We start from the raw sequence: 26,701 nt of genomic DNA, 5'->3' as shown, positions 1-26,701 counted from the left end.
AAATATTAAAAATTACCCGACAACTGTTTTGGCAGCTGCAAATGAATTTTCGTTTTCGTTGATGTATTTGTTTATAGCCGGATAATCGACTTTACCGTTGACAGTGAGGGGTACTTCATCGAAATAATAGTTTTTTATAGAACTGGCATGTAATCCCAGTTTTTCTTTTATTACCTGTGTTATGGTTTCACGCTGCAAAGAAGGATCCTGATGTATCACACCAATATATTTGTCCTGAACGCTTATACAGATAAAGGTTTGTCCGCCCAATTGATTTTTAAGTAAAACCTCTACTTCATCAAGGTTTAAGCGGACACCAAATAATTTCATGATGCGTTTAATACGTCCTTTAATGTGATAGTAGCCCAATTCATCTTTTTCCGCCAGATCGCCGGTATACAATTTGTCAGTATGATCGTAATGCTGTAGATCGAAAATGTTGTTGGCATAACCTCCGGAAACATTAGGGCCGTAATAAATAAGTTCTCCTGTGTTTTCATCAATTTCAAATCTTCCATTTTTCACCGGAAATCCAATTGATGTTCCTTTGGTCTTAAAATCGTTTGGCGGTAAAAAAGCCATTCTGCCGCTGGCTTCCGTTTGTCCATATTGAGCAAAAAACTGTTTGTTGTAAATGTGGGTATAATTTGAAATGACGTTTGCCAGTTCCTGATTCAGCATTCCTCCCGTATGGGTGAAATAACGAACAGAAGGCGTGTCTTTTTTGAAGAAACCAAAACGCTGCAGTAACTCGTAAAAATAAGGAACACCACTTAAGGTCGAATAGCCGTATTCGGCAAGATCTGACCAGAATTCTTTTTGAAGCACATCTCTCTCAGTACAGACAATTGTTTTTGCTTTTATGCAGTTTGTTGTAAAAATCGAAAAACCATACACAAAATTAATGGGCACATTTAACGGAACAATATCGTGTTCCGTTATTGGCATGTACTCCATGATCGATAAAGCATTCTGTACCAGATTATCATCTGAGATCTTAACAAATTTAGGCGACCCTGTGGTTCCGGATGTACTCATTAAAAGTTTAACGTCACCATGAATAGGGTAAAGGCGAATTTCGTTTCTTTTAAAAACGGAAATGTCTTTAGAAACCTGCTTTATATCATATTCTTCAACAACCGTTCTAGACGGATCGAAGATATAAGCTGGTTTGTATTCCTTTTCCAGGTTTTGTTTAAACTCAGGATGCAGCCCCGAATTAAGCAGCGCCACTGTGTACTTTTTTTGATAAAAATTCAAAAACGCTTCAATTGCCGGCAGCTGATTGTCATTGTAAATGAAAACCACGGCACGCAGATCTTCAATATCTAAAGATTTGTGTATATCGTTAAACGTTTTAACAACCTTGGTGTCTGCATCTATAAAATTTAATTTTTTATTTTTTTGAATTAAATCATAAAGTCCCATACTTTTTTCTTTTGAATTATTGGATTTCTACTCCGTTTTTCTTCAATATTGCTTTTATTTTATCGATGTTTCCCATTTCCAGAATATCTTCCATAGAAATAGAAACATTATAAAAACGTTCTAGTTCCTCTACTAAAAGCAAATGGCTCATAGAATCCCATTCGACAATTCCCTGATATTCTAAATCTGGTGTAATTGATTCTACAGGGATTTCGAATGCAGTGGCAAAAACTTGATGTAATTCTTGTGTTGTACTCATAATGATTTTATTTTTTAATTTGTTTATGTTATTTGTTTTAACGTGTTGGTTTTAATTGTTTTAAATGCATAGAAACATAGATTTTTATTTTATAAAAGGATAATTGAAAGAAACCAGTTTCTCGCACATATCTATGTGAATTAAGTAAAGTGAAACGCCTTTTCTCAAGTCAAAAAAACTATGTTTCTATGTGTTAAAAATTTATACTATCTATTTTTAAACCTTAGTTAACTTCCATTTTCCTGTTCTGAATATTGTAATACAGCCAAAAGCCAATATAAGCTCTGAAAGTAATATCGCGGCAAAAATGCCTTTTGGACCAAATCCCAATGCAACTCCAAAGACATAGGAAAGCGGTATTTGTATCACGTAAAACATAAGGATGTAAAGCAGGGTAACAATCATAACTTTTCCAGCGGCATTAAGCGCTCTGGAAATAACCATTGTGTAGCCCAGCAATACGTAAGCCATGGAAATAATGTGAATGTAGGTTGTGCTGTTATCGACTACTTCCGGCACGTCAGAAAAGATTCTCACCACAGGATCGGCCATAAAAATCCATCCAATTGCCACTGTAATCAAAAAGCACATATTAATCATTCCGGCTCTCCAGACTGATTTTTCGGCTCTTTCGGGCTGTTGGGCACCCAGATTTTGTCCGGTTAAAATTCCGGCAGCATTTCCAATTCCCCAAGCCGGAGTAGTCACTATTGAAGCAACACGCTGTGCTATAATGTAACCTGCCAGAGCATTGCCTCCAAAATGAGAAACAATTTTGATCATAAACAGCCAGCTCGATGCAGGAATCAAATATTGCAGCATACCTCCAAAAGTAAGTTTCATTACTTTTTGGAAAGTCTCACGGTGAATTGCCAGCTGTTCTTTTCCAATTTGAATAATGGTCGTTCCTTTAATCAAATGAAAAGCCTGATAACAGACTCCGATAAAACGGGCCACAGCAGTAGCGATACCAACTCCCAATAGTCCGTAGGCAGGTATTGGTCCCCATCCAAAAATAAGAAGCGGGCACAAGAGTATGTTTAAAGCATTTGAAAGCCAGAGCGTTCGCATTGCCATAGAGGCATAACCGGCACCGCGAAGAATACCGTTTAACGCAATGCGGATAATAATAAAGCCGCAGCTGGCAAACATTACCTTGGCATACAAACTGCCTTGTTCTATAACTGCCGGAGAAAGTCCTACTAGTCCAAGTATTTCATTACTCCATATAAAACATATCAAGCTTATTAAAATACCGCTGATAACGCTTATGTTTATTACCTGTCCGGCTGTGATGCTTGCGTCCTTAAAATTCTGCTCACCAACGCGTCTGGCAATTAAAGTCGAAGCCGCAATGCTTAAACCAATTGAAACCGAATACGAAAAGCTGATAACAGATTCTGTAGAACCGACAATAGAAACTGCTGCTGCACCAAGTTTGCTCACAAAAAACAAACTGGCACAAACAAAAACAGATTCCATTACGAGTTCTAAAACCATAGGAACGGCAAGCAATACAATGGCACGATTAATACTGCCCGAAGTGAATTTTTTCTCTCGTCCTAATACTGCGGTAAGAAACAAATCAGTATAGGACTGAAGTCTTAATACAACTACTTTCATGATTGGTGCTGTATTGTTTCGCTGATCTCTGTAAACTCGTTCATTTCATACTGTCTGATTACATAAAGCGGATTTGGAAGTTTGCTTCCTTTTTTCGGCACTGCAAAACCAGTTTGTTCAGCATATCCATTATTTAGCAGTTTCAGACTGTTGATATAGAACCGCTTAAACTCCGGTTCAAAAAGATTGTACTTTTCAAAACGGTCTGTCAGATGCGGATTTGCCTGCTGATATTCTTCAATTGATCCTATAACCGTTTTCCAAAACAGATGTTCATCATAATCCATGTGCGTATGCAGAATATCAGACAGATATCTAAAAAAGGCATCAAAAACACCAATCAAAATAAATAAAGGCGTATTCTCTTTATTAGAAGATTGAATAAGTCCGTCTTTGAGATCATCCGGTAATTTTGATTTGGCTTCTTCTGTCAAAACAATATCGTCAACAAAATCTTTTATGATGATACGCTGTGGCACTCCATTTTTCATAACCAAAATAATATTTTCGCCATGCGGAGTTACACATAAAGAGTGCTGATAATAAATATGAAGCAAAGGTTTTAAATAAGCTTCTAAATATTGCTCCAGCCAGTTTTGGATACTTAGTCCAGAGACATTTATCAATTCCTGCAGAAAAGGACGTTCGTTGTCATCAATATATAAAAGAGAAGCCATCGTCATTAGGTTTTCTTCATGTTTGCGGTATTTCTCTGCACTTTCTCTCCATAAGGCACCTAACATTTCGCGATAATGATACGGACTGTCAGCTATAGAATTGTACTGCGGATGACGATAAGAAACCGTTGCAACTTCGCCTAAAAGCACGACTTCTTTTTCCTCAAAATAAGGATCTTTATCCAGCATCTCTTTTACCCATTTTGTCACTCTGGGCGCAATATCCATTTGTTTTGGAGAGAGTCCGCGGATATTTCCTGTACTCAAAATAGAGATGGCTGTTTTTACATAATGTTTGGAAGGATGGCTTAAATTGAAAAAAGTCCGAATGCTTTGCTGAGGCGAATATACATCGTCGTTTTTGCCCAAAATCACTAAATATTGGTGCGCCAGATCCTGATGAAACTGCAATAAGATTTTATTATTTAACTGCCAAGGATGCACGGGAATAAAAACGTAATCTTCAACCACAAGATTTAAATTACGCAGCTTTTCCTGAAATCTGTTGTAAACTTCATGACCTAATTCTTCGGCATAAAAATCATTAAAATTGATCGTTTCCAAAGCGTTAAATGAAGCTCTTTTTGTATGTGCAGCAAGCCAGTATAAATCGGTATTCTTATTGGCTTCGGGAGCGTAATTGTGATACTCGCTGTTGTTGAAACCAACACGTCCTTTATTAGCAATAACCCACGGATGACCTTCCATCTGGTGTTCGATAGTCTGATAATCCGCTTTTGTTAAATCAGCAGCACTTAACTTTTCGCGGGTATACAAATGTGCATCTGCATATAATGTATTGAGAAGTTCTTCGGTATATTTCGCCAGTGTAAAAGAATCTATGCCAAAAGTTTTTTGCAATTCCATAAAAAGACAAAGAACATCTTTTGCAGGCTCCGCTATTCCGTTTTCCCATCTCTGGATGCTTTCTTTTTCAACATGCCAATATTCTAAAAGTCTTGGATAAGCAGAAAAAGTGTAGTAAACCTCAGGAAGATCCGTTGTGAGTTTAAAATGTTTAACACCATCTTTACCGCCTGTAATTGTAGGTTTGGCAACATCTTCATGCATTAATTCGGCTAAACTCTTTGCCAGCAGATTAAGATTTACCTTTTCCCAAACTTGAGCAGTAAAAACTTCTATGTGTGGTATTGTTTCTATATTCATTTTAGAGGTGTGTTAAAGACTAATTTCTTCTGCTTTTTCTGTTGCAATATGTGAAAGGTCAAAATCCTGAAAAGCAATTCTCTTTTCTAATTTGTATACTTCACGTTTCGCCACTTCGTTAATGATATAGGAATTACGATATGCACCCATACCCAAATCAGATGAAATGTAGCTGTGTGTATGGATTTCTGCGTTTTGTACAAAAATTTCACTGCCGTTATTGTCTATGGTATAGTTTCTTTTTACATCGTAACTGCCAGTCGAAGTTCTGCTGATGCGGTGCTGTATGTCTTTAAGAAATTGAGGTTCCTGATAGTGATATCCGGTTCCTAAAATCACATAGTCGGCATGGTCTGTAAACTTTTTGCGCTGTTCTACCTGTTCCAGATGCAATTCGTAATTATTGTGAATTCCAGCCGTTATATCATCCAATTGAATGTTCGGTCTTATTTTTACGCCAATGTCTTCATTGTCTACGCTGAGTGCATACATATAATCATAAATCTCATTTAGTAAATCAAAGTTGACTCCTTTAAATTGTGATTTCTGACGGTCCAGCATGACTTTTCGATCTGAAGATGACATTTGATGGAAATAATCGATATAATCCGGCGATGTATGTTCTAAAACAAGCTTAGAATATTCCATAGCAAAAAAGCGGTCAGGACGGGAATACCAATTTAATTTTAAGTTTTTAGGTCTGTTTTGAAGCAGATCAAAAAATACTTCGGCAGCACTTTGTCCGGAACCAATTACAGTTACAGTGTCCTGTTCTAATATTTCTTCTTTTCTAAAAAGATAGCTTGATGTATGACAGACTTTTTCCATCTCATTTAAATCGACGAAATCAGGAAGTATAGGCACAGTACCTGTTCCTAATACTAATTTTTCACTGTAGTAGATTTTAGTCTGATCCTGATCTTTGTGAAAAACATGTATTTCATAAATACCGTCTTTATAATAAATTTCTCTTACGCTGGATGAAAAACGGCAGTTTTGCAATTGTTTAATGACCCATTGGCAGTATAAATTATACTCTTTACGCAGTACGAAGAAATTTTCGCGGATAAAGAATTTATATAAACGATCTGTCTTTTTAAGGAAATTTAAAAAACTAAACTTGCTTGTAGGATCAGCCATGGAGACACAATCACATAAAAATGGAGTCTGCAGCGTAACATGGTCAAAAAGCAGACCCGGATGCCAGTTGAATTGCTCTCTTTGGTCAAAAAAAAGTGATGAAACGTCATCAACCGGTTCTAACAAAGCGGCTAAACCTAAATTAAAAGGTCCAATACCGATGCCTATTAATGAATATACTTTACGATCTTCCATATTATTGGTTTATAAGATTATGTTCTGCTTCTGAGTTTATGTTAATGTCTTTATTCTGAGGGAATTTTTCCCAATACCATTCGCGATAGCAGAAATTAAGATTTGAGGTTTTATGCGGCATTTCGATCACTTTATCGATTTTAAAGCCATGAAAAGCTTTGTTCATCATCGAAGCTCTGGAATCAACAGAACCTTCACCAACCATTCTGCCCGTTTCAGATTGAGCGAATACATAATCGATCATACATTGTGTTGATGGAGAAACATATTTTTGCTTCGGATCTGTCGGTGCAATAAATTGATGCGTTCCATAATCCGTAGGCAGCACATCATAATAATCACCCAATACATCGCGGGTAGGCCAGTAGACTTCAATATTAAAAGTCGGTTCTCCGTTAGCCATTCCTATGTAGCTGTACAAGCCGTCACCCGGAAGCAGCGTTCTGTAATATGTTTCCAATTCGCGTAAAGGCCAGTCCATTTTCCAGTTGGCTTTGGCATGGTCACGATGAAACCATTCATGCAGCATTTCTAAGTCATTTTCTAAATCAAGAGGACGCAGACTAATCGTCACATCTTCTTTAGGGAAATAACGGTTGTAAACCAATTCTTTTCCTTTTGGATTTATCAATTGCTCAGAGAAAAAGCGTTTGTGTAAAACATTAGGGAAGTTGATACGCGTAACACCGGCAGGATTACCGCCGCAGTCAATATCATTTAGTGCAGTCAGTAAATTGCCTTTAACTTTCCAATATCTGCTTTCGAGAATAAAGGTAACCAGACCGCTTTTGTCTTGTTTTTGTAAATCTTCTAAAGTGTCATATAAAATGTTTAGGAGATTTTTTTCATCTGCAAGCTCGCTGGTGCCGAAAGTATTTACAACGGCCAGTATATTGCCAACCCAGAAATAATGAAGCAATAAATTGTATAAACGATCGTCTGGGATAAACATTTTTCCATTTTCTGCTAAACCGGGTACGATTTCATTTAGCTGTTCTTCAAAAGGTTTTCTGAATAAAAAACTTTGATTATCACGGAAAAATAGTTTTTCAGGCATGAACCCTGCATCCAATTGTACAAGTGTATTTTGCTGATGCCATTCGCAGAACATTCCCTGCTCATTGAACATTTTTACTACACCGCCAACTATAATGTCTATATATTTTTTGAACCAAAGTTCACTGGTTTTTTCCAGAGATAATCCAGTTTGCTCTGAAGCTTTTTCAATGACGTTGTACATTCTTGAAGGATTTCCCAATACGCTGTCCTGACATAAAGAAGCCAATAAACAAACATTGTTTTCCTTTTCGCCTGCAGCAATTTTAAATGGATTGTAACGCACACTGGTAGAAAAACTGTCGAGTACATTTCCATTATAAGATACTGATATAAAGCCCGGATCGCAGATCAGTTCAATCTCTGGATACGATTTCCTTACATTGTCTCCCCAGACTGTCTGCATTAAGCGCGATACTTCATAACCTCTGTAAAGTTCATGATAATGATTAATGCGTTCTGCTCCAGTAATTTTTACATGAAGAGAAAACTTATACATATAATCGCTTTCTTCATTATATACTGTTCTTACCGATGAGGTTGCTGTAAATTCTTTTCCAAATTCACCTAAATCGATAAGCAGGTTTTCTTTTACCAGAGTATCAAATACAGTTTGGGATTTAAAATGAGAAGCTTCCCACGGATGAACCGGAATCACTTTCCAATCAGGATATTGCTCCAGTAAATCGTGTAGTTTTTTATCGCTGCTGTTTGCTTCTAATACTGTTTTTTTTGCAAAATCAGAAGGAAGAATAGCATCTACAGATTTTTCGATAACCAGATCAGGATGTATTAAAAAATAATACAACTGGAAATGACCGCCAGTTTCAGGAGCATATTTTAAAACTTCTGATTCTGTAAATCCTTCACGACCTTTGGTAAGTGGATGAAGTAAATGACCTGCCGGAAATAATTGTTCGGCTTCGATAAACGTCATTTCCGGTTTATTAAACTGCTGTCCCGAAGTTTGAAAATGTTCTAAGAACTGCGCTATTTTCTCGGTACTCAGCTGCATTCTCTTTTTTACATTTTTAGAATCTGCAAGCGGATACTGCTGTCTTACATGAGCTGTAATTAATTCTAATAAACGGTCAGCATCTATTTCTTTTATGGTTTCACTCGTAAGATCGCGTTCCATTACCGGAAAGTCATACAAATGTCTGAAGGTTTCAGATCTGTAACGTATTGGTGCATAGACTTCAACCTGATCAACTGGAAAGTCCAGTTTTAGATGAAGTTTATGATTGTGCTTTGACATGTACGATTTAAGTACAGGATCGTATTTAGGCACTCCTTCATAAAAACTACTGTTGCCTAGTTCACGCACACAGCAGTTAAGTAAAATGGTAAACGTTATATTGACTGCTTCCTGAGCAATCTCTTTAGGAGAAGATGTATTCATTTCCGTGTTTTTTTATAATTGAAAGCATGTTATTGATATGTGCGATAGTGGTTAAAGGGTTCAAAATGGTGAACTTCAGGTAGAAAATGCCATTTACTTTTGTGCTTGCCACTAAGACTTCACCATTAAAAAACATTTTCTTTTTAATGTGTAAGTTCATTTTACAAGTATCTCCAGGCCAGCCGTCTAGTTTATATCTAAAAACCAAAACACTTAAATCTGAATCGGTTAAAAGCTCAAAATCGTTAGCGTTTTCTAGTATTTCAGCTGTTTGTTTGGTAGTTTCTATAATGGTATCCGTGTACTGACCCAGTTTAGTTCTGCCCATATAACGTAGTGTGCACCATAGTTTTAAAGCATCAAAACGGCGTGTGCTCTGCACCAGAGATTTGTTAATTTGTGCCGGAAGTTCATCATAATCCTGCTCTTTCGGATTTAAATAATCAGCATGATGTTTTATAATGTGAAGATGCTGTTTGTTTCTTACCATAAAAGCACTGCTGCAAATAGGCTGAAAGAAAGATTTATGATAATCAATTGTAACAGAATCAGCTTGTTCGATGCCGTTTAACAGATGTTTATATTTATCTGTCAGCAATAATCCGCAACCGTAAGCTGCATCAACATGCATCCATAATTCATGTTCTCTTGCCAGAACTGAAATTTCAGATAATGGATCTATATTACCGAAATCTGTTGTACCCGCTGTGGCCACAATAGCAATCGGAATGTTGCCTTTTTCTTTTTCTTCAATAATAGCCTGTTTTAATTTCTCGGCATCCATTCTGTAACGGCTGTCTGTAACCACTTGAACAATAGATTGTTCGCCAAGACCCAGAATTGAAGCATTTTTTTGGTTGCTGAAATGAGATTTCTCTGAAACAAAAATTCTGAACTTACTTGAATCGGGAGGACAGCCATTTAATTTGATATTCCAGTTCAGATATTTTAAAGCAAAATAATCCCTTGCCAAAAGAAGTCCCATAAGGTTACTTTGAGAGCCTCCTCCTGTAAAAATACCATCACAATCTGTGCTGTATCCAATTTGTTCACCCGTCCAGGCAATCAGTTTTCTTTCTATAAATGTTCCTCCTGCGCTTTGGTCATATGTATCCTGAGATGAGTTAATAGCACTTATCAATACATCAGCAGCTAAAGCGGGAATCACAACAGGACAGTTTAAATGGGCTATATATTCTGGTAAATGGTAAGCAGTTGCGTGATTGACATAAATTTCATCTATCTCATCCCAAAGGCTTTCATAATCCTGAACCGGCTGATCTAAGTTTACAGCTTCGACTTTATTTCTGATTTCATCAGGTTTAATACCGCTGAAAGGAGTTTTTGTGTTTTCAAGAAAACCAGCTACACGTTTTTGTACTAACTCTATTGCATTGGCATATTCTGCTCCTGAATTTTCATGAAAAATATCCTGGTAAAAATCGTCAGTGGAGCTTTTAACAAAGACATCCGGGGCATTGTCTAATAGGTTTTGCATAATGATAAATTTTAGAATTGAGATTATTGGTGATACGTTACTTTGTTAGAAATCGGGGTTCTCTTTTTTTTGGAAGGTTCAAGATCCTCAGGATAATAGCCTACATAAATTAAACCGAGAGACTGCTCGTTTTCGGCCAGACCAAATTGCTTTAAGTAATCAACTGCACCTGCTGAGGTACTCCAATAACTGCCAATATCGTGGGCAGTGCAGGAGAGGGCTATGTTCTGAACAGCAGAGGAAACGGCGGCGACTTCTTCCCATTCGGGCAGATTAATTTTGGTATTGCGAACCATTATTACACCAATAACACAAGCCGAATTAAGCGGATATTCTTTCAGCAGATTATACTTTTCAAAAGCTTCTTCGGTAGCAAACTTTTCAAAATAAAAGTCTTTGTAATAATCCGCCAGAAAAGAGCCAAGCTGTTTTAAGTAACCATCCTTAAAAACGATAAATCGCCATGGCTCCGTCATTTTATGCGTAGGTGCATAAGTCGCGTTTGTCAAGATTTCATTTAATAATTCGTCGGGTATGTTTTGCTTTATGAATTCATCAGCATAAACACTCCGCCTTGTTCGAATGATTTTTGAAATATTGTGTCTATCTGTAAAATCGGACACCTTGATTTTACTAGGTTTAGTGCTAATATTCATATTTTTTTAATAAATTTTTTAAGAAAATTCTTTTTTTTATTTGTGAAAATAAATACATTTGTAAGTAGATTTTATTTAGAATGAATAAAAACAGTAGGAGCAAATGTAGAAATTAATCTTTATAAAAAAAATAAAACAGAAAAAAATTATACGAAATTCTCTACATTATCTTAATGTTATGGAATGATGTTTTATTTGTATATAGGTTATTCTTAGTAGTTTGTGTTTTTTATTTGTCCCAATTATTGTTAACTATTAAATAAACTAAAAAAATGAAATCACAATCATTAATTGAAGATGAAATACTGGTAAAAGAGAACTATGGTTATCAAATTCCTACAAGCCCGCTGATAGTAGAGGTTACGCCTCAGGAAAGAAACATTTTATCTAATGTAGGAACCCTTCTCGAGAAGGCATTTAAAAGCTATGAAAATCCAGATTATATTGAGGCACTTCATCTTTATTCTTTCCAGCTTCTTCCAGAAAGAATCGCCAGAATCCTAAGCCGTTTTGGAACAGATTTCTCAGCAGACCAGTACGGAGCCATTATTTTTAGAGGTCTTCTGGAAGTTGATCAGGACCATCTAGGGCCGACACCTGCTAACTGGCAGAGCGCAGATTATTCAAAACTGAATAAATACGGTTTTATTTGTTCATTACTGCATGGCGCAGTTCCTTCTAAACCTGTTCAGTATTATGCGCAGCGAAAAGGAGGAGGAATTCTGCACGCTGTTATCCCAGATGAAAAAATGGCGGGTACCCAGACAGGTTCTGGTTCAAAAACTAATTTATATGTTCATACTGAAGATGCATTTTTACTGCACCAGGCTGATTTTTTAAGCTTTCTTTATCTGCGTAATGAAGAAAGAGTTCCTTCTACACTTTACTCTGTACGATCACACGGAAAGGTAAATAAAATAATGGAAAAACTTTTCGATCCTATTTATCAGTGCCCTAAAGATGCTAACTATCAGGATGAAATTAATGATGGTCCGCTGGCTTCTGTTTTATATGGAAATAAAGACCTGCCTTTTATTAGATTTGATGCCGCAGAGCAGATATTTAATGAAAAAGCAGGGCAGACACCGGAAGCTCTTTACAATTTAACCGAATTCTGGAATGAAGCCAAAGAGTTGATTAACAGTGATTACATTCCGGATTCAGGAGACGTTATATTTGTCAATAATCACTTGTGTGCCCATGGAAGAAGTGCTTTTACAGCAGGTCAGAGAGAAGAAAATGGAATAATTGTTCCGTGTGAAAGAAGACAAATGCTCAGAATGATGAGTAAAACAAGTTTAATTCATATAAGATCGATGACCCACACCGATGATCCGTATTTTGTTATGGAGGAACATCTGGGAAAAGTTTTTGGTCAAGATTAGTTCATGAGGCTGATTTTAAGAGATGTCAAATCATTTATTATAGTGTCATCACATAAAAATTAAAACAGCCGTAAGGCTGTTTTTCTTTTCTATCGTACTTGGAATAACCTTTATCTTAAGAATTTTTAAGTAATCGAAAAATGAATAAAAGTCATGGCCATCTATAGTCTATTATCCTATAAGCAGCACATTTCAAACGAAAGTTACTTTATGCAACTTAAGCTTCAGAGAAATCTCGAGCTTTTTTTGTTTAGACTATTCTTTAATAACTGTGTGTTTACGAGCAGTAAAACAATCAGAATCAAAGTTTTTTCATAATTTCGTCTTAGTACTAAATCCAAAAACGATGAAGAATAAAGTCAAAATTTTGAGAGAAGAAAAAAATATGACTCAAAATGAGCTTGCCGAAAAATCAGGCCTTTCGCTGCGTACTATTCAGCGTGTTGAAGCCGGACATATTCTTAAAGGTTTTACGTTAAAAAAAGTAGCACAAACTTTAGAAACCAAACCTGATAACCTATTTATTAAAAAAGAAAACAGCACAATCGAAAGAGCAAAACTTATTAATCTTTCTGTTTTATCCGGACTTATTATCCCGTTCGGAAGCGTTATTTTTCCTTTGGTTTTAACTCATAAAACTAAGGATTTACTAAATAAAGAATTTGGAAAACAAATTGTAGGTTTTCAAATTCTCTTAAGTCTTATTCTTTCCGTTTCAATGATTATAAGTCCGTTTGTTCAAAGCCTATTTTCTCTGAAATTTCCGCTTTTCCTTATTCCTTTAATTATAATTTTAGGTTTAAAATTATTGATTGTTATTATAAATGGAATCAGTTTAAACCAAAAAAAACAATTGTCTATAAAGCTTAAAACCAATTTTTTATAACTAATGTCATAAAACTGACGTAAAGGTGTCGTATTGTTTTTGCTCGAAAATCGGAAATAAAAACCGAATCTTGCAGAAAAAAACATGAAATTATTTAAGAAAATCGCCGCCATAGTTTTAGCCGTTATCATTTTATTCCTTTTAGGAGGGTATCTTTATTTTCAAAATAAATTCTCTCCGCCAGAAAACTATCTACAGGTCGCTGGAGCTGCAGAAAATATTCCTATGAAATGGATTTCAAGCGAAGGAAATTCACATTCTGCCCTGCTTTTGCCTATAAAAATCAACGGAATTGCTCAGACTTTTTATATGCAGTTTGACTCAGGTTCGCCTGTTACCGTTTTTTACAGAAATTCTTTAAAATCGATTTCAGAAAAATTCCATAATTCTCTTAGAATAAATGACCGAAATCAGATTCCGGCAGCTTTTACAACCGGAAATCTCAAAGTTGTTTCTAAAACATTTGAAGTTTTAAATTATGGCAGAAAGATTGATTTTGACAGTCCAAAAGCAGAGAATATCATCGGAACGATCGGAACAGATTTATTAGAAAAAAGAATTGTGGTTTTAGACTTTAAAAACAGCCTGTGTCATTTTGTTGAAAAATATAAAGAAAATAATTTCTCCGATTTTGAATTTAAAAAACGTAAAATTCTTATTTCGGCAGCTGTTGAAAATGAAAAGCTAAAATTACTTTATGATTCTGGAACCAGTGGTTATGAATTGATTACGACAAAAGAGAACTGGCAGAACTACCGAATAAAAAATAGTGCCGTAAAAAAAGAAAAGGGAAATTCATGGGGAACTACGTTAACTATTTATTCTGCTTCCGCGAAAAAGAAAATACAATTTGATAATAAGACATTAAATCTCTCTGAAGTCACGTACATTGAAGGAATATCTGATCTGCAGCAATTTTTAATGAAACGTTCTGGAATGCAGGGAATGATAGGGAATAAACTTTTCCTAAATCATAAACTAATTTTAGATTGTAAAAATGAAAAATTTAAGATGGAATAAAGGTAAAATCCGACCATAAAAACAATTAAAAATTATACTGTTATCTTAATTAATACAAAAAAGCTCCAGATTTTCTCTGAAGCTTTTGTCTTATTGTAGATGACTCTAATCAAGTATTTTTATGTTTTTAAACTTAAGATTTTGCTTAAAAGCGGATTATAATTCCATATGCAGTATAGGATATTCTTTTCCTTTTTCATCTAGCGCTGATCTTTTTACAATTTTAAAGCCTAGATGTTTGTAGAAGTTAAGTGCTTGCGTATTCTGCTCATTCACATCAACTTTGCTTACTTTTAAGTTGGTTATTGCGAATGCAGTCAATTTTTTTCCTATTCCAGTTCCTCGAAAATCATTATCAATAAACAGCATTTCAAGATTTTCTTTTGAAGTTCCTATAAAACCGACTAATACTCCATCTTTCTCAAATCCAGATAAGGCAACATGTTTAAAGTAGACAGGAAGCATTTCCTTGTAATATAAAAAATCTTCCTCTTTAAGAAAATCATGCGTATTGATTACCGCACTATGCCAGATTTCCATTAATCTGGCATAATCCATCTCTGTAATTTCTCTAATCATAATTGTAAATTTTAAAGTACAAACTTCCAAACCAACAAATATAAAACAATGAATCCAGGTTTAAAAATGCGCTGGCGTATCCTGCTTAATGCTTGCTGGGGAATGCCCAGATAGGAAGCAATATTTTTTAGGGGAATATGGTTTAAAGCGGTGCCATATTCAGGAATAATCAGCAGATAATACTGCTCGGGAGAATTTTTAATTAAGTCGATATTTCTTTTTAATATATAAAAGAAAAAACCCTGCTTGATTGCAGGGTTTTCCGTGAATTTTAGCCTTTTTTGTAAACTTTGAAAAGTCTCTTTTTTAGCTTCCAGCGGAGAAAGAGGGATTCGAACCCCCGGACCTGTTACAGTCAACAGTTTTCAAGACTGCCGCATTCGACCGCTCTGCCATTTCTCCAGTATGTCGCTCTCATTGTCTGATTGCGGGTGCAAATATAAGACGGTTTTTCGGTTATAAAAACTTTTTTCGGACTTTTTTTGAAGTTTTTTAAGATAAATTTTCAAGTGTCTAATTATCAGTATTTCCGAAAATAGATTTGTTTTGAAAATTATTCTAAATCGTCTAAAATTGGCGTTGGTTTTTTGTTTTCATCAACAGCAACAAATGAAAAAGTCCCAGAGACTACTGTTTCGCGAAGTTCAGAATACATCTGTTCCATGAAAATATCAACATGAATTTTGCAGCTTGTTCTTCCCACACTGATTACTTTTGCAACTAATTCGATTAAAGTTCCTGCTGGAATTGCTTTTTTAAAGTCAATTTGGCCAGTTGAAATTGTAACTACTTTTTTACGGCTGAAACGTGTTGCACATATAAAAGCAACTTCATCCATAAGGTGTAGTGCTGTTCCTCCAAATAGAGTATCGTAATGGTTTGTTGTGCTTGGAAAAACCGCTTTAAAAATACGAGTTTCTGATTTGTGAATTCTTTCTTCTACTGTTCCCATATTAATAATTAACGTATTCTGTAATTTCAAGACCATAACCAATCATACCTACACGTTTGGTTTGCTCTGTATTTGAAACCAATCTGATTTTAGAAATATCAATATCGTGCAGGATTTGAGCCCCAATTCCGTAATCTTTACTATCAATAATTACTTTAGGTGCTTTTAAAGTTCCTTGTGATTGCAGTGCTTTAAGTTCAGAAATTCTGTTTAAAAGATTAACTGCCGTCATATCTTGATTAATGAAAATAACAGCACCTTTTCCGTTTTCGTTAATCACTTTAAACATATCGTCTAACTGCTGTTCAGCATTATTCGTCAATGTGCCTAATAAATCATTATTAACTTGAGAAGAGTGAATTCGTGTTAAGATTGGTTCGCCAAGATTCCAAGTTCCTTTTGTTAAAGCGATATGAATTTGCTTATTTGTAGTCTGTTCGTAAGCTCTTAATCTGAAAGTTCCGAAACGAGTTTCAATATCAAAATCTTCTTTTTTAACAATCAAACTATCGTGCTGCATTCTATAAGCAACTAAATCTTCGATAGAGACCAATTTTAAATCGAATTTCTTAGCAACTTTAATTAATTCTGGTAAACGAGACATTGTTCCGTCTTCGTTCAAAATTTCGCAGATTACACCTGCTGGTTTAAATCCTGCCAAACGTGCAAAATCGATAGCAGCCTCAGTATGTCCGGTTCTTCTTAAAACACCTCCTTGTTTTGCAATTAAAGGGAAAATATGTCCTGGACGAGCTAAATCGTGTGGTTTTGTATTTGGGTCAACTAGTGACTGTACGGTTTTAGATCTGTCAGCGGCTGAAATACCAGTAGTAACACCTTGTCCTTTTAAATCTACAGAAACCGTAAAAGCAGTTTCCATATGATCTGTATTGTTGGTTACCATAGCACGTAAATCAAGTTCTTTGCAACGGCTTTCGGTAAGCGGAGTACAGATTAATCCACGTCCGTGAGTCGCCATGAAGTTGATCATTTCTGGAGTTACTTTTTCGGCAGCAGCCAAAAAATCACCTTCATTTTCACGATCTTCATCATCGACTACAATGATTACTTTACCTTGACGAATATCTTCTATAGCTTCCTCAATGGTGTTCAGTTGTATTTTTGTTGTTGACATAATTATTCTTTGTTTTGAGCAGGGAAGAACCGCTCAGAAATTTTTTGAAATAGTTGTGATATTGGGGTTGTTATCGCATCAAAATTGATTAACCCATTATCGTTTGTGGCACGATAGGTTAATAATATGGCTAATGGAGATAATATAAAAGATGACATCCATGATCCCATAAATGGTGTCATTCCTCCTTCCTGTGATAATCTTTTACCAAATGTATTGATGAAATGGAATGTAATGAAAATCAAGACAGCAAAAACGATAGGTAAGCCAAGTCCTCCTTTTCGTATAATTGCTCCTAAAGGTGCGCCAATAAAGAACATTAAGAAGCAGGCAAATGCAATCACAAACTTTTCATATAATGCGGTTAAGTGTTTGTTGATTTCTCGTTGTTTGTCTTTTAAATCTTTTTGAGTAGATTCGACTGAGTAGATGTTATTGGTAACGTTACTGCTTGCCATTTTTATGACATCAGATTTTTGTTTATTGGTATACAAAGACAAAAGATCATTTGGGAGTGATTTTTTCTTTACTTTCTCGTTTGCATTTGGTCTGAACGTAGGTTTTCTAATTCCCACACGCTGATTTATATTTTCTGAAAAAGAAACAATTTCATTTTCCAGATTTTTATTTAAAGAATCCAGCGTATAACGTAATTCATTAACGTTAAGCATGGCGTTTGTTCCTGCAATACTTTCTTTACTGTCATCAACTTTATTTAATTCTGATAAATCGATGTTGATAATGTGCTTTTTGAAAGCGGCTTTTATGAAAGGCATTTTCGCTCTGTCTTCGTATTTTTTTGGAGTAACATCCTGATAATAATAACCGTCATTTAATACCAGTTTCAAAATACTAGATTTTTCGTTACTGATTAATTCTCCGTCTTTTGCTTTAATTACGGTTTTGTTTTCACCTATATTATTGGCTTTTTCGTGAATTGTAACTCCAGTTAAAATATTACCGTTTTCACCTGACTTTTTGTTGACTTTAATGTTGTAAGTTCCAACATCATTAAATTGTCCTTCGGCAATAGCCATAGCAGGTTTTGCCTGAGCGATGTTTTTTCGGAAGTTTACGAATTTAAATTCGGCATACGGAATAACATTGTTGGCAAACCAAAATGCCACAATACTTAAAAGGAAAATAAAAATGATTAAAACCCGCATAGCACGCTGTAGCGAAATTCCAGATGATTTCATAGCAGCGAATTCGTAGTTCTCGGCTAAGTTTCCGAAAGTCATGATTGAAGCCAAAAGAACCGAAAGTGGTAAAACCAGCGGTATAATACGGGGCATAGAAAAAAGCAGGAATTTCACGACCAATATTAGGTCGAGATCTTTACCTGCTAGTTCTGATATAAATAGCCATACTGTTTGAAGTATGAATATGAAAAATAAGATTACAAATACCGTAGTAAATGTAAATAAGAATGTTTTTAATAAGTATCTGTCTAGAATTTTCAACCTTCTAATTAATCTAATTTATTAATGTAGTATTTTGGGTATTTACTCGCTACAAAGGTAAATTGATTTTTTGATAATGGCTGATTGGTTTTAAAAGAATTAACGGTTAAAGTTGTTTTTGTTCCGTTTTTTCCAGTTTCAATCAAATTGTAGATGTGTTTTGTCTGAACGTCAATACCTAACAAAATTTCTTTTCTTTGGTCTTTTCCAGTTGTAGGTACTAATTTGATATATTGAATCTTTCTTCCTTTAACGTTTTGCACAATATCCATAGTGTATTTGTATCCTGAATTAAAAAAGGTAAGCATTTTAGACGGTGTAATGGCGTTATCGTCTTTTTCGTTTACTTTAGAAACAGTAACTTCTTCATCTTCCGGTACAATAGTATAAGTTTTTTGTCCGTCGAAAATTTTAGTAACACCCATGAAATTCAATACATATTGATTTCCTTTCATTGTTACATTTCCTTTACTGTCTTGATTGATATTCTCTTTTGCATTGTTTAGAGAATACTTAAAATCGATAACAATATTATCGTAGCTCTTTATTTTTGCAGTTACTTCGTTCAATAAATCCTTCGCTTTTTTATCCTGAGCGTGAATAGAAGTGAAGCTCAAAAGGAATAAAAGAGCTATTTGAAAACACTTTTTAGTCATGTTAGTGATAGAATTGTTTTTGATTTCCTGAATTTTTGTTCTCATGATGGGGTTAATTTTGTTCATTATTAAAAAATTGATCAAGAGCACTTAAATCTGAAATATTCACGCTTCTGGCTTTACTGCCTTCGAATGGACCAACAATTCCTGCTGCTTCCAGCTGATCGATCAAACGACCGGCTCTGTTGTATCCTAATTTTAATTTTCTCTGCAGTAATGAAGCAGAACCTTGCTGTGCGTTGACAATAATTTCAGCCGCTTCTCTAAATAAGGCATCTCTTTCGGAAATATCCACATCAAGATTGATGCCATTTTCTTCTCCAACGAACTCTGGAAGCAAATAAGCTGTGGCATATGCCTTTTGTGAACCAATAAAATCTGTAATTTTTTCAACCTCAGGCGTGTCAATAAAAGCACACTGCACACGAATAACGTCGTTTCCGTTTGTATATAATAAATCTCCTCGTCCAATTAACTGATCGGCTCCTTGTGTGTCCAAAATGGTTCTTGAGTCAATTTTAGAAGTTACTCTAAAAGCAATTCTGGCAGGGAAATTCGCTTTAATTAAACCTGTAATAACGTTTACAGAAGGTCTTTGTGTAGCAATAATTAAGTGAATACCAATTGCACGGGCTAACTGCGCAAGACGCGCAATAGGAACTTCGACTTCTTTTCCAGCAGTCATAATTAAATCGGCAAACTCGTCGACAACCAGAACAATGTATGGTAAAAATCGGTGGCCGGCTTCTGGATTTAATTTTCTGGATTTGAATTTTTCGTTGTACTCTTTAATATTACGAACCATCGCATCTTTTAATAAAGAATAACGATTGTCCATTTCGGTACAAAGCGAATTTAAGGTATTAACTACTTTTGCATTATCAGTAATAATAGCATCTTCTGTATCAGGAAGTTTGGCTAAATAATGTCTTTCTATTTTATTGAAAAGCGTAAGTTCTACTTTTTTCGGGTCGACTAAAACGAATTTTACTTCTGCAGGATGTTTTTTGTATAAAAGCGAAGTTAAAACCGCATTTAATCCAACCGATTTACCTTGTCCAGTAGCACCCGCCATTAATAAGTGAGGCATTTTGGCTAAATCGACCACAAAAGTTTCATTAGAAATAGTTTTTCCTAAAGCAATTGGAAGTTCCATTTCAGCTTCTTGGAATTTAGCTGCTCCAATAACGCTTTTCATGGAAACCATAGTTGGGTTTTTGTTTGGAACCTCAATACCGATAGTACCTTTTCCTGGAATTGGCGCAATAATACGAATTCCTAATGCTGATAATGATAACGCAATATCATCTTCTAAACTCTTAATTTTGGAAATTCTGATTCCAGCTTCTGGAACAATTTCATACAAAGTTACCGATGGACCAACGGTTGCTTTAATCTGTGCAATTTCAATTTTGTAGTTACGAAGTGTGTCTACAATTCTGTTTTTATTTTCTTCTAATTCTTCTTGATTGATCGTAATTCCTCCAGTCGAATATTCTTTTAACAAATCGATGGTTGGGAATTTATAATTCGATAAATCCAAAGTTGGATCAAATAATCCGAAATCAGCAACTAGGCGAGAAGCCAGGTTTTCTTCAATAATATCTTCTTCTTCTGCCTTTTCAATGACAAAAGCCTCGTCTGGAGTGGCTGTAATTTGCGTTGGCGGCGGCTGAATTGGTTTTAAAATCGGATTTAATTCAATTTCAGATGAATGAGAAATTGTTGGTTTTAAAGCTTCTTTATTGAGTTCGAATTGTGTGTCAACTGTTTTTAGATGGATGTTGTCTAATTCAGGATCTTCTTCAATCGCAAATTCTTCCAGATTATAAGCACTTTCAGGTTCTTCTTGTGATTGTTGTGCTGGCTGAACAGTTTTAATAGAATTTAATTCTGATTTGAATTCTTTTTTAGTAGAATCAAAATAAGACTGAATTTTTTCTGGAGAAACTTTTATCTTAAAGATTAAATAAACAATTAATCCGAAAAGCAGTGTTAGTAAAGTTCCTGTTTTTCCGATGTAATCTTGAAGAAAAAGATTTAATTCATAACCAATAGTTCCGCCTAATTCTGGAGCTGAAGTGGCAAAAAAACCAAATAGGATTGAAACAATAATAATAGCAAAAATGTCCCAAAACCAAGTGTTTTTTAGTTTTTTGGTTGAAAGTTCCAATGCCAGAAATAATCCGGTAAGGAAAAATAAACGGACAAATATAAAAGAAGCAAGACCGAAACCTCTATAAACAATCAAATCAGCAAGGTAAGCCCCGAATTTCCCAAGCCAGTTTTCTACTTCTTCTGTACGATCGCCAAGACTGTTAACCGAACTTTGGTCTGTCTGCCATTGTCCGTTAACATAAAATGAAATAAATGCGACTAACAATGCAATAGAAAAGAGTACCAAAAGGCATCCCAAAACAAATCTTTGAGGTTTGTTTAGTTTCCAGGATCTAATGCCTGCAGTTTTTGATTCGGTTTTTTTGTCTACAGTTTCTTTTTTACTTTTTGCCATTCTTATGTTCCTGCCTATATAAATTTTGGAATATAAATAATTAAACCTATTGCAATTGCTGTCATTGCGGCAAAAAATACCGCTCCTGCAGCAATATCTTTAATAAATCCGATTCGTCTGCTGTAATCAGGATGAATAAAATCAGCAATTTTTTCAACTGCTGTATTTAATCCTTCAATGCTTAAAACCAAACCGATGGCTAATGTTTGGCACAGCCATTCGGTTTGTGAAATGTGAAAATAGAACCCAGCAATAGTCATGATAATTCCCAATGAGAATTGAACCATAACGCTGTGTTCTGTTTTTATTAATTTTACAGCTCCTTTAAAAGCATATGTAACGCTTTTTAAGCGACCTGTAACAAAAGTATTGTCTTTTTGAAACTCCATTAGAGCGAGTATATTATAGTGCAGCTAAAGCGGCTTCGTAATTTGGTTCGTTTGCAATTTCAGCAACTTGTTCTGTATGAAGAACTTTTCCATTAGCATCAACAACAATAATAACTCTTGAGTGTAATCCTGCTAAAGGTCCGTCAACGATTTCTAGTCCGTTTGCTTTACCAAAAGCACCAGTTTGAAAATCTGATAAGTTTACAACATTCTCTAAGCCTTCAGCGCCACAAAAACGTTTTTGTGCGAAAGGTAAATCTCTAGAAATACATAAAACAGTAGTGTTTTCTAATCCGCTTGCACTTTCGTTGAATTTTCTAACAGATGCTGCACAAGTTCCTGTATCAACACTTGGGAAAATATTTAAAACTAATTTTTTACCAGCGAAAGTACTTAAAGAAGCAACTGATAAATCATTTTGAACTAATTTAAAGTCAGCTAATTGCGATCCAACTGCTGGTAATTCGCCTGATGTATGAACTGGATTTCCTCCTAATGTGATTGATGCCATGATTTTTGTTTAAAATTAATGAGGTTCAAAAGTAAGGATTAATATTTGAATCTAAAAGTATTTGTTATGGGTTTAAGGATAGATTTAGGATGGTTTTTGAATAGCCCCGAATTCACGAATTTGCAGTTTATTATCGCAGATTATTCTAGTGATAACTTTAATTTTAAGTGAATATTGTTCTTTTAGTTTTGATACTTTTTTACGTTCAACTTTGTCAAAGTTTGATTTTGAATGTGGAGTTACTTATGTGGGCTTCAACTTCACTCAGCCTGACAAAACATTGTCTGAATACTGAGAACTGCGACTGAAGATTTAAAAACTGATCACTGTAAACAAAAAAAAGCGTCCTAAAATATAGAAACGCTTTCTCAGTCATGTTTTTTTGTTTTTTTCTTGAAAAAAGAGGCTCGATTATTTATCGATAGATCCTAAAACACGTTTCATAAACGTATTTAAAGCTTCTTTTTTGTCTGTTCCCTGAGCTACCAATTTTTGTACTTCAAGGGCGCCGTACATATTTGAAATCAATTCGCCGATTACGTCCAATTCTTCGTCTTTAAGAGAAGGAATTTCAGTCATGGCTTCTAGAACTTCGATCGTTTCGATGATGTAATCCTGATCGTTTTCTTCAATGAATTGTGTTAAATGTTTGATTACTGGTAATTTCATAATTTTTTGTTTAAACGTTAAATCGTTTTTTTGTTTAATCGATTAAACGAATAAACAAATAACCAATTAAACAATAGCGTTCACTAGATCGATTAAAACTTCTTGTTTGTTGGTTTGAGTTTCGCCAACTAATTGTCCGTTTACGAAAGTAGCGAAAGTAGGCAAGTTGCTTACGTTAGCTAATTTTCTTGATTCTGGAGAATTTTCTGCATCAACCAAAACAAAAGTAATAGCTTCATTTTCTGTTGCTAATTTTTTGAATTTTGGTTTCATAATACGGCAATTTCCACACCATGAAGCTGAATATTGTACTACTACTTTTTCGTTTTTAGCAACTAAATCTGCTAACGTATCTTCGTTTAAGTCGATTAACATTTGTTTATTTTTTAAGGTTCAAAGTGGCAAAGGTTCAAAGTGACAAAGTTTTGAAAACTCTGTCTATGAGGTAGTATGCAAATAAGATTTTTGCATTTTGACCTTTGCATTTATTTAATTTAGAAAGGAATTTAAGGTAACAAAAGTTCAGGGGCAAAGTATTTGACTTTGTTTGTACGTAGCAAAAAAAAACTTTGCCACTTTGTACCTCTGAACCTTTGTACCTTTATAAAAAATTAGTTTGCGCTTAAGTATTCAGCAGTACTAACTCTGTCAGCAGACATTGCTTCTTTACCAGCTTCCCAGTTAGCAGGACAAACTTCACCTTTAGTTTGGATGTGTGTGTAAGCATCAACCATTCTTAAGTATTCGTTTACGTTACGTCCTAATGGCATATCGTTTACGCTTTCGTGGAAAATTTTTCCAGTTTCGTCGATTAGGTAAGTAGCTCTGTAAGTTACGTTTGAACCTTCGATGATAACTGAATCTGTATCTTCGCTGTAGCTTGTAGATTCGATATCAAGAATACCTAAAATGTTAGCTAAGTTACGGTTTGTATCAGCCAAGATTGGGTAAGTAACACCTTCGATTCCACCATTGTTTTTTGGAGTATTTAACCAAGCAAAGTGAACTTCGTTTGTGTCACAAGAAGCACCAATTACGATAGTATTTCTTTTTTCAAATTCTGGTAATGCAGCTTGAAAGGCGTGTAATTCAGTTGGACATACAAAAGTAAAATCTTTTGGGTACCAAAATAAAAGTACTTTTTTATTGTTGTTTACTGCTTCTTCAAAAATGTTGATTTTTAAATTGTCACCCATTTCAGAGATAGCATCTACTGCAATACTTGGGAATTTTTTTCCTACTAAAGACATAATATTCGTTTTACGTTAAAAATTTATTTGGTGCAAAAGTAGGGCATAAGTACAGGTACTTACAATAAGATGTGATTATAAAAATTTATAAGTTGATAAATTTTGGTTATCTTTAATTGTAATCTATTGAATATCAATATTTACAGGTAAGATGCCATTGGAACTATTTTTTTCTAAAAATTGAATTCCTGCTGTTTTTTGAAATTCTTCAAAATCTTGATAAGCCTGAATTAATCCTGAAGCCTTTTTAAGATTTGGAATAAGTGGTAAAACGTACGGATTTCCGAAAACGTAAATAATGCATTTTTTGGTTTGTAAAAGATTAGAAAGCAGTTCAAAAACTTCATTATTTACTTCAAAATTATTCAAAGGTTTTGCCTTTGGGACAAATAATGAAACAATTATCGTTTCGAAATTTTCTAATTCATTGTTAATAGACGAAATATCCGAAGTTTCTAAACTTTCGAAAGCAAATTCAGGTGAAGGTAATTTTGAATTTAAAGTTTTGAAAAATGTATTTTCGGTATTTTTATACAAACTGAGTTTGGCTAATTTACTGTTTTTCTGAGCTTCAACAGCTAAATCTAAAATTCCGTTATCAATAATTTTCGTAATTGCATTTTGAGCAATTTCAAGATTCAGTTGAGATGTTTTTTCGAAATTTAATTCGCCTGAAACGGCAGTATTTCCAGAAAGGATTCCTGCTTTTTCTTTCGCTTTCATGATTCTGTTATAACTTTCAAAAATACGATCTGGCGAAGCATTTTTATAAATAGCTTCAATTCCTTCGGGAACATTTTCGGCAAAACATAAAACATCATTTCCAGCATTGAAAGCTTCCCATTCTAACTGTCCTTTTGTCTCGTACAATTTCGAAACACTGTGCATGTTTAAAGCATCAGAAATTACTAAACCGTCGTAACCTAATTTGTCACGCAGAAGATCCTGAATTATCCCTTTTGATAATGTTGCAGAAGTATCTTTCCCTTCATTTAAACTCGGAACAGCCAAATGTCCAATCATAATAGAGTCGACATTGTTTTCGATTCCTTTGATGAAAGGATATAATTCGTTTTCTAATAATTCCTCTAAAGTTTCTTTTAAAACCGGTAATCCTAAATGCGAATCTACATTGGTATTTCCGTGTCCGGGAAAATGTTTCAGACAGCCCAAAACGCCAACTTCCGACATTCCTTTTAGATATTCAACAGCAAAATTGGCAACTTTTTCTTTGTTTTCACCAAAAGAACGATAGCCAATAACCGGATTGTTCGGATTATTATTGATATCTGCCAAAGGCGACAAATTGTAATGAATTCCAGCAGCTTTTAAATCCAAACCAATTTGTTTTCCCACTTCGTAAACCAAATTTGATTTATTCTCCGGCAAAGCGCCAAGCGTAATCGCATACGGATATTGCGGTGTTTTCTCGATGCGCATTGCCAAACCCCATTCGGCATCAATACTAATTAAAAGTGGAGTGGAAGCAGCTTTTTGATAACGAACAATTAACGCTTTGATTTTTTCGTAACTGTCATCGTTAAAAACAATTTTTTGCTTGCTTTCGTAATTTGTGGCAGCGCTTGCACGACTATGGAAAAAGGTAAGTCCGCCAATATTATATTCTTTAATGAGACGTTCGGTTTCTTGAATATTTTCTTCAGTATCGTTGATGAATACTGCAGGAAAGAAAAATTGTCCTATTCTTTGTCGTAGAGCTTCAGCTGTCATTTTTATTATTATAAAGTCTTTTGCATGCAGACACTATTATCCATTTTCTCGTAAGGCGGATAATTCGGTATTATGGTATAATTTAATTTTTGATATAAGTTGATGGCTTCAGGCTGATTTTTTCCGGTTTCGAGAATCGTATAACTATAACCGACTTCTTTAGCCCAGATTTCTAATTCGTTTAAAACCGCTGATGCAATTCCTTTTTTGCGATAATCAGGATGAACATACATTCTTTTGATTTCGGTTTTGTCACTTTCTTTTTCACGAAAAGCGCCACAGCCAACAGGAACTCCGTTTTCGTAATAAACAATTGTGCGTTTTATTTTATCGGTTTTATTAAACTGATTGTAAAACGCATGATCATCTCCGTCTCTAATAGCCAAATCTTGATCTAATAAAGCAACCAGATTGATAAAATCAATATCGTCTGAATTTGTACGATTTAGGTTAATCATATCC

25 protein-coding genes and 1 tRNA gene are annotated in these 26,701 nt (G+C 34.8%); 3 read left to right on the top strand and 23 right to left on the bottom strand.

Going from position 1 to position 26,701, the window contains the following annotated elements; translation table 11 throughout:
* Positions 1-12: 12 nt before the first annotated feature.
* From J0383_RS04760 to J0383_RS04725, 8 genes are all read right to left on the bottom strand, one after another.
* On the bottom strand, positions 13-1,428 hold the full coding sequence (locus J0383_RS04760) for an AMP-binding protein (RefSeq protein WP_207297298.1): 1,416 nt from the start codon (positions 1,426-1,428) through the stop codon (positions 13-15).
* Positions 1,429-1,444: 16 nt separating this feature from the next.
* Complete coding sequence (locus tag J0383_RS04755; RefSeq protein WP_012025162.1) at positions 1,445-1,687, bottom strand: acyl carrier protein; 243 nt, start codon at positions 1,685-1,687, stop codon at positions 1,445-1,447.
* Between the two features lie 216 nt (positions 1,688-1,903).
* Complete coding sequence (locus tag J0383_RS04750; RefSeq protein WP_207297297.1) at positions 1,904-3,310, bottom strand: MATE family efflux transporter; 1,407 nt, start codon at positions 3,308-3,310, stop codon at positions 1,904-1,906.
* Positions 3,307-5,154 (bottom strand): IucA/IucC family protein, encoded by a 1,848-nt coding sequence (locus J0383_RS04745; protein WP_207297296.1) that lies wholly within the window; start codon positions 5,152-5,154, stop codon positions 3,307-3,309. The genes J0383_RS04750 and J0383_RS04745 overlap by 4 nt, the downstream gene beginning before the upstream one ends.
* A 12-nt stretch (positions 5,155-5,166) precedes the next feature.
* Positions 5,167-6,489: a lysine N(6)-hydroxylase/L-ornithine N(5)-oxygenase family protein gene (locus tag J0383_RS04740; protein WP_207297295.1), complete on the bottom strand. Its 1,323-nt coding sequence runs from the start codon at positions 6,487-6,489 to the stop codon at positions 5,167-5,169.
* A 1-nt stretch (position 6,490) separates the two neighbouring features.
* Positions 6,491-8,947: a GNAT family N-acetyltransferase gene (locus J0383_RS04735; protein WP_207297294.1), complete on the bottom strand. Its 2,457-nt coding sequence runs from the start codon at positions 8,945-8,947 to the stop codon at positions 6,491-6,493.
* A complete protein-coding gene (locus J0383_RS04730; RefSeq protein ID WP_207297293.1) occupies positions 8,928-10,445 on the bottom strand; it encodes a pyridoxal phosphate-dependent decarboxylase family protein in 1,518 nt (505 codons plus the stop codon). The genes J0383_RS04735 and J0383_RS04730 overlap by 20 nt, the downstream gene beginning before the upstream one ends.
* 23 nt (positions 10,446-10,468) lie before the next feature.
* Positions 10,469-11,101 carry a nitroreductase family protein gene (locus tag J0383_RS04725; RefSeq protein ID WP_207297292.1) on the bottom strand — a complete coding sequence of 211 codons (633 nt, stop codon included), beginning with the start codon at positions 11,099-11,101 and terminating at the stop codon, positions 10,469-10,471.
* A gap of 272 nt (positions 11,102-11,373) precedes the next feature.
* Between J0383_RS04725 and J0383_RS04720 the strand changes: the two genes are divergently transcribed.
* The 3 genes from J0383_RS04720 to J0383_RS04710 all read left to right on the top strand — a co-directional run bounded on the left by J0383_RS04720 (position 11,374) and on the right by J0383_RS04710 (position 14,392).
* Positions 11,374-12,486: a Fe(II)-2OG oxygenase family protein gene (locus tag J0383_RS04720; RefSeq protein WP_207297291.1), complete on the top strand. Its 1,113-nt coding sequence runs from the start codon at positions 11,374-11,376 to the stop codon at positions 12,484-12,486.
* Between the two features lie 346 nt (positions 12,487-12,832).
* Entirely contained in the window at positions 12,833-13,372 is a 540-nt protein-coding gene (locus tag J0383_RS04715) for a helix-turn-helix domain-containing protein (RefSeq protein WP_207297290.1), read from the top strand.
* A gap of 84 nt (positions 13,373-13,456) precedes the next feature.
* Entirely contained in the window at positions 13,457-14,392 is a 936-nt protein-coding gene (locus J0383_RS04710) for a hypothetical protein (RefSeq protein ID WP_207297289.1), read from the top strand.
* A gap of 156 nt (positions 14,393-14,548) precedes the next feature.
* On the opposite strand, the gene J0383_RS04705 is transcribed toward J0383_RS04710, so the two are convergent.
* The 15 genes from J0383_RS04705 to J0383_RS04635 form a co-directional block, all read right to left on the bottom strand.
* A complete protein-coding gene (locus J0383_RS04705; protein WP_207297288.1) occupies positions 14,549-14,971 on the bottom strand; it encodes a GNAT family N-acetyltransferase in 423 nt (140 codons plus the stop codon).
* 11 nt (positions 14,972-14,982) lie between these two features.
* On the bottom strand, positions 14,983-15,330 hold the full coding sequence (locus J0383_RS04700) for a cyclic nucleotide-binding domain-containing protein (RefSeq protein ID WP_207297287.1): 348 nt from the start codon (positions 15,328-15,330) through the stop codon (positions 14,983-14,985).
* A tRNA-Ser gene (locus J0383_RS04695) sits at positions 15,289-15,373 on the bottom strand. The genes J0383_RS04700 and J0383_RS04695 overlap by 42 nt, the downstream gene beginning before the upstream one ends.
* Positions 15,374-15,524: 151 nt before the next feature.
* Positions 15,525-15,923, bottom strand: coding sequence for an acyl-CoA thioesterase (locus J0383_RS04690; protein WP_207297286.1), 399 nt, complete (start codon positions 15,921-15,923; stop codon positions 15,525-15,527).
* A 1-nt stretch (position 15,924) separates the two neighbouring features.
* Entirely contained in the window at positions 15,925-17,058 is a 1,134-nt protein-coding gene (ribB, locus tag J0383_RS04685; protein WP_207297285.1) for a 3,4-dihydroxy-2-butanone-4-phosphate synthase, read from the bottom strand.
* Positions 17,059-17,060: 2 nt separating this feature from the next.
* A complete protein-coding gene (locus J0383_RS04680; RefSeq protein WP_207297284.1) occupies positions 17,061-18,521 on the bottom strand; it encodes an LptF/LptG family permease in 1,461 nt (486 codons plus the stop codon).
* Positions 18,522-18,529: 8 nt separating this feature from the next.
* Complete coding sequence (locus J0383_RS04675; protein ID WP_239023239.1) at positions 18,530-19,222, bottom strand: LolA family protein; 693 nt, start codon at positions 19,220-19,222, stop codon at positions 18,530-18,532.
* A gap of 7 nt (positions 19,223-19,229) precedes the next feature.
* A complete protein-coding gene (locus J0383_RS04670) occupies positions 19,230-21,689 on the bottom strand; it encodes a DNA translocase FtsK (RefSeq protein ID WP_207297283.1) in 2,460 nt (819 codons plus the stop codon).
* Between the two features lie 14 nt (positions 21,690-21,703).
* Positions 21,704-22,078, bottom strand: coding sequence for a diacylglycerol kinase (locus J0383_RS04665; protein WP_180859357.1), 375 nt, complete (start codon positions 22,076-22,078; stop codon positions 21,704-21,706).
* Positions 22,079-22,091: 13 nt separating this feature from the next.
* Positions 22,092-22,589 carry a thiol peroxidase gene (gene tpx / locus J0383_RS04660; protein ID WP_207297282.1) on the bottom strand — a complete coding sequence of 166 codons (498 nt, stop codon included), beginning with the start codon at positions 22,587-22,589 and terminating at the stop codon, positions 22,092-22,094.
* A 411-nt stretch (positions 22,590-23,000) separates the two neighbouring features.
* A complete protein-coding gene (locus tag J0383_RS04655) occupies positions 23,001-23,258 on the bottom strand; it encodes a DUF6952 family protein (protein ID WP_008462029.1) in 258 nt (85 codons plus the stop codon).
* 66 nt (positions 23,259-23,324) lie between these two features.
* Positions 23,325-23,633: a thioredoxin family protein gene (locus tag J0383_RS04650; protein WP_008462030.1), complete on the bottom strand. Its 309-nt coding sequence runs from the start codon at positions 23,631-23,633 to the stop codon at positions 23,325-23,327.
* Between the two features lie 236 nt (positions 23,634-23,869).
* Entirely contained in the window at positions 23,870-24,508 is a 639-nt protein-coding gene (locus J0383_RS04645) for a peroxiredoxin (protein ID WP_053471125.1), read from the bottom strand.
* Positions 24,509-24,631: 123 nt separating this feature from the next.
* Positions 24,632-26,245 (bottom strand): glycoside hydrolase family 3 protein, encoded by a 1,614-nt coding sequence (locus J0383_RS04640; protein ID WP_207298652.1) that lies wholly within the window; start codon positions 26,243-26,245, stop codon positions 24,632-24,634.
* 2 nt (positions 26,246-26,247) lie between these two features.
* Positions 26,248-26,697: a GNAT family N-acetyltransferase gene (locus tag J0383_RS04635; RefSeq protein WP_207297281.1), complete on the bottom strand. Its 450-nt coding sequence runs from the start codon at positions 26,695-26,697 to the stop codon at positions 26,248-26,250.
* Positions 26,698-26,701 lie beyond the last annotated feature (4 nt).

The sequence above is a fragment of the Flavobacterium endoglycinae genome, assembly GCF_017352115.1.
In the GTDB taxonomy this organism is placed as follows: Bacteria; Bacteroidota; Bacteroidia; order Flavobacteriales; family Flavobacteriaceae; genus Flavobacterium; species Flavobacterium endoglycinae.
Note: the sequence above shows the minus strand (reverse complement) of the source record. Positions and strands in the feature narration are given on the sequence as shown.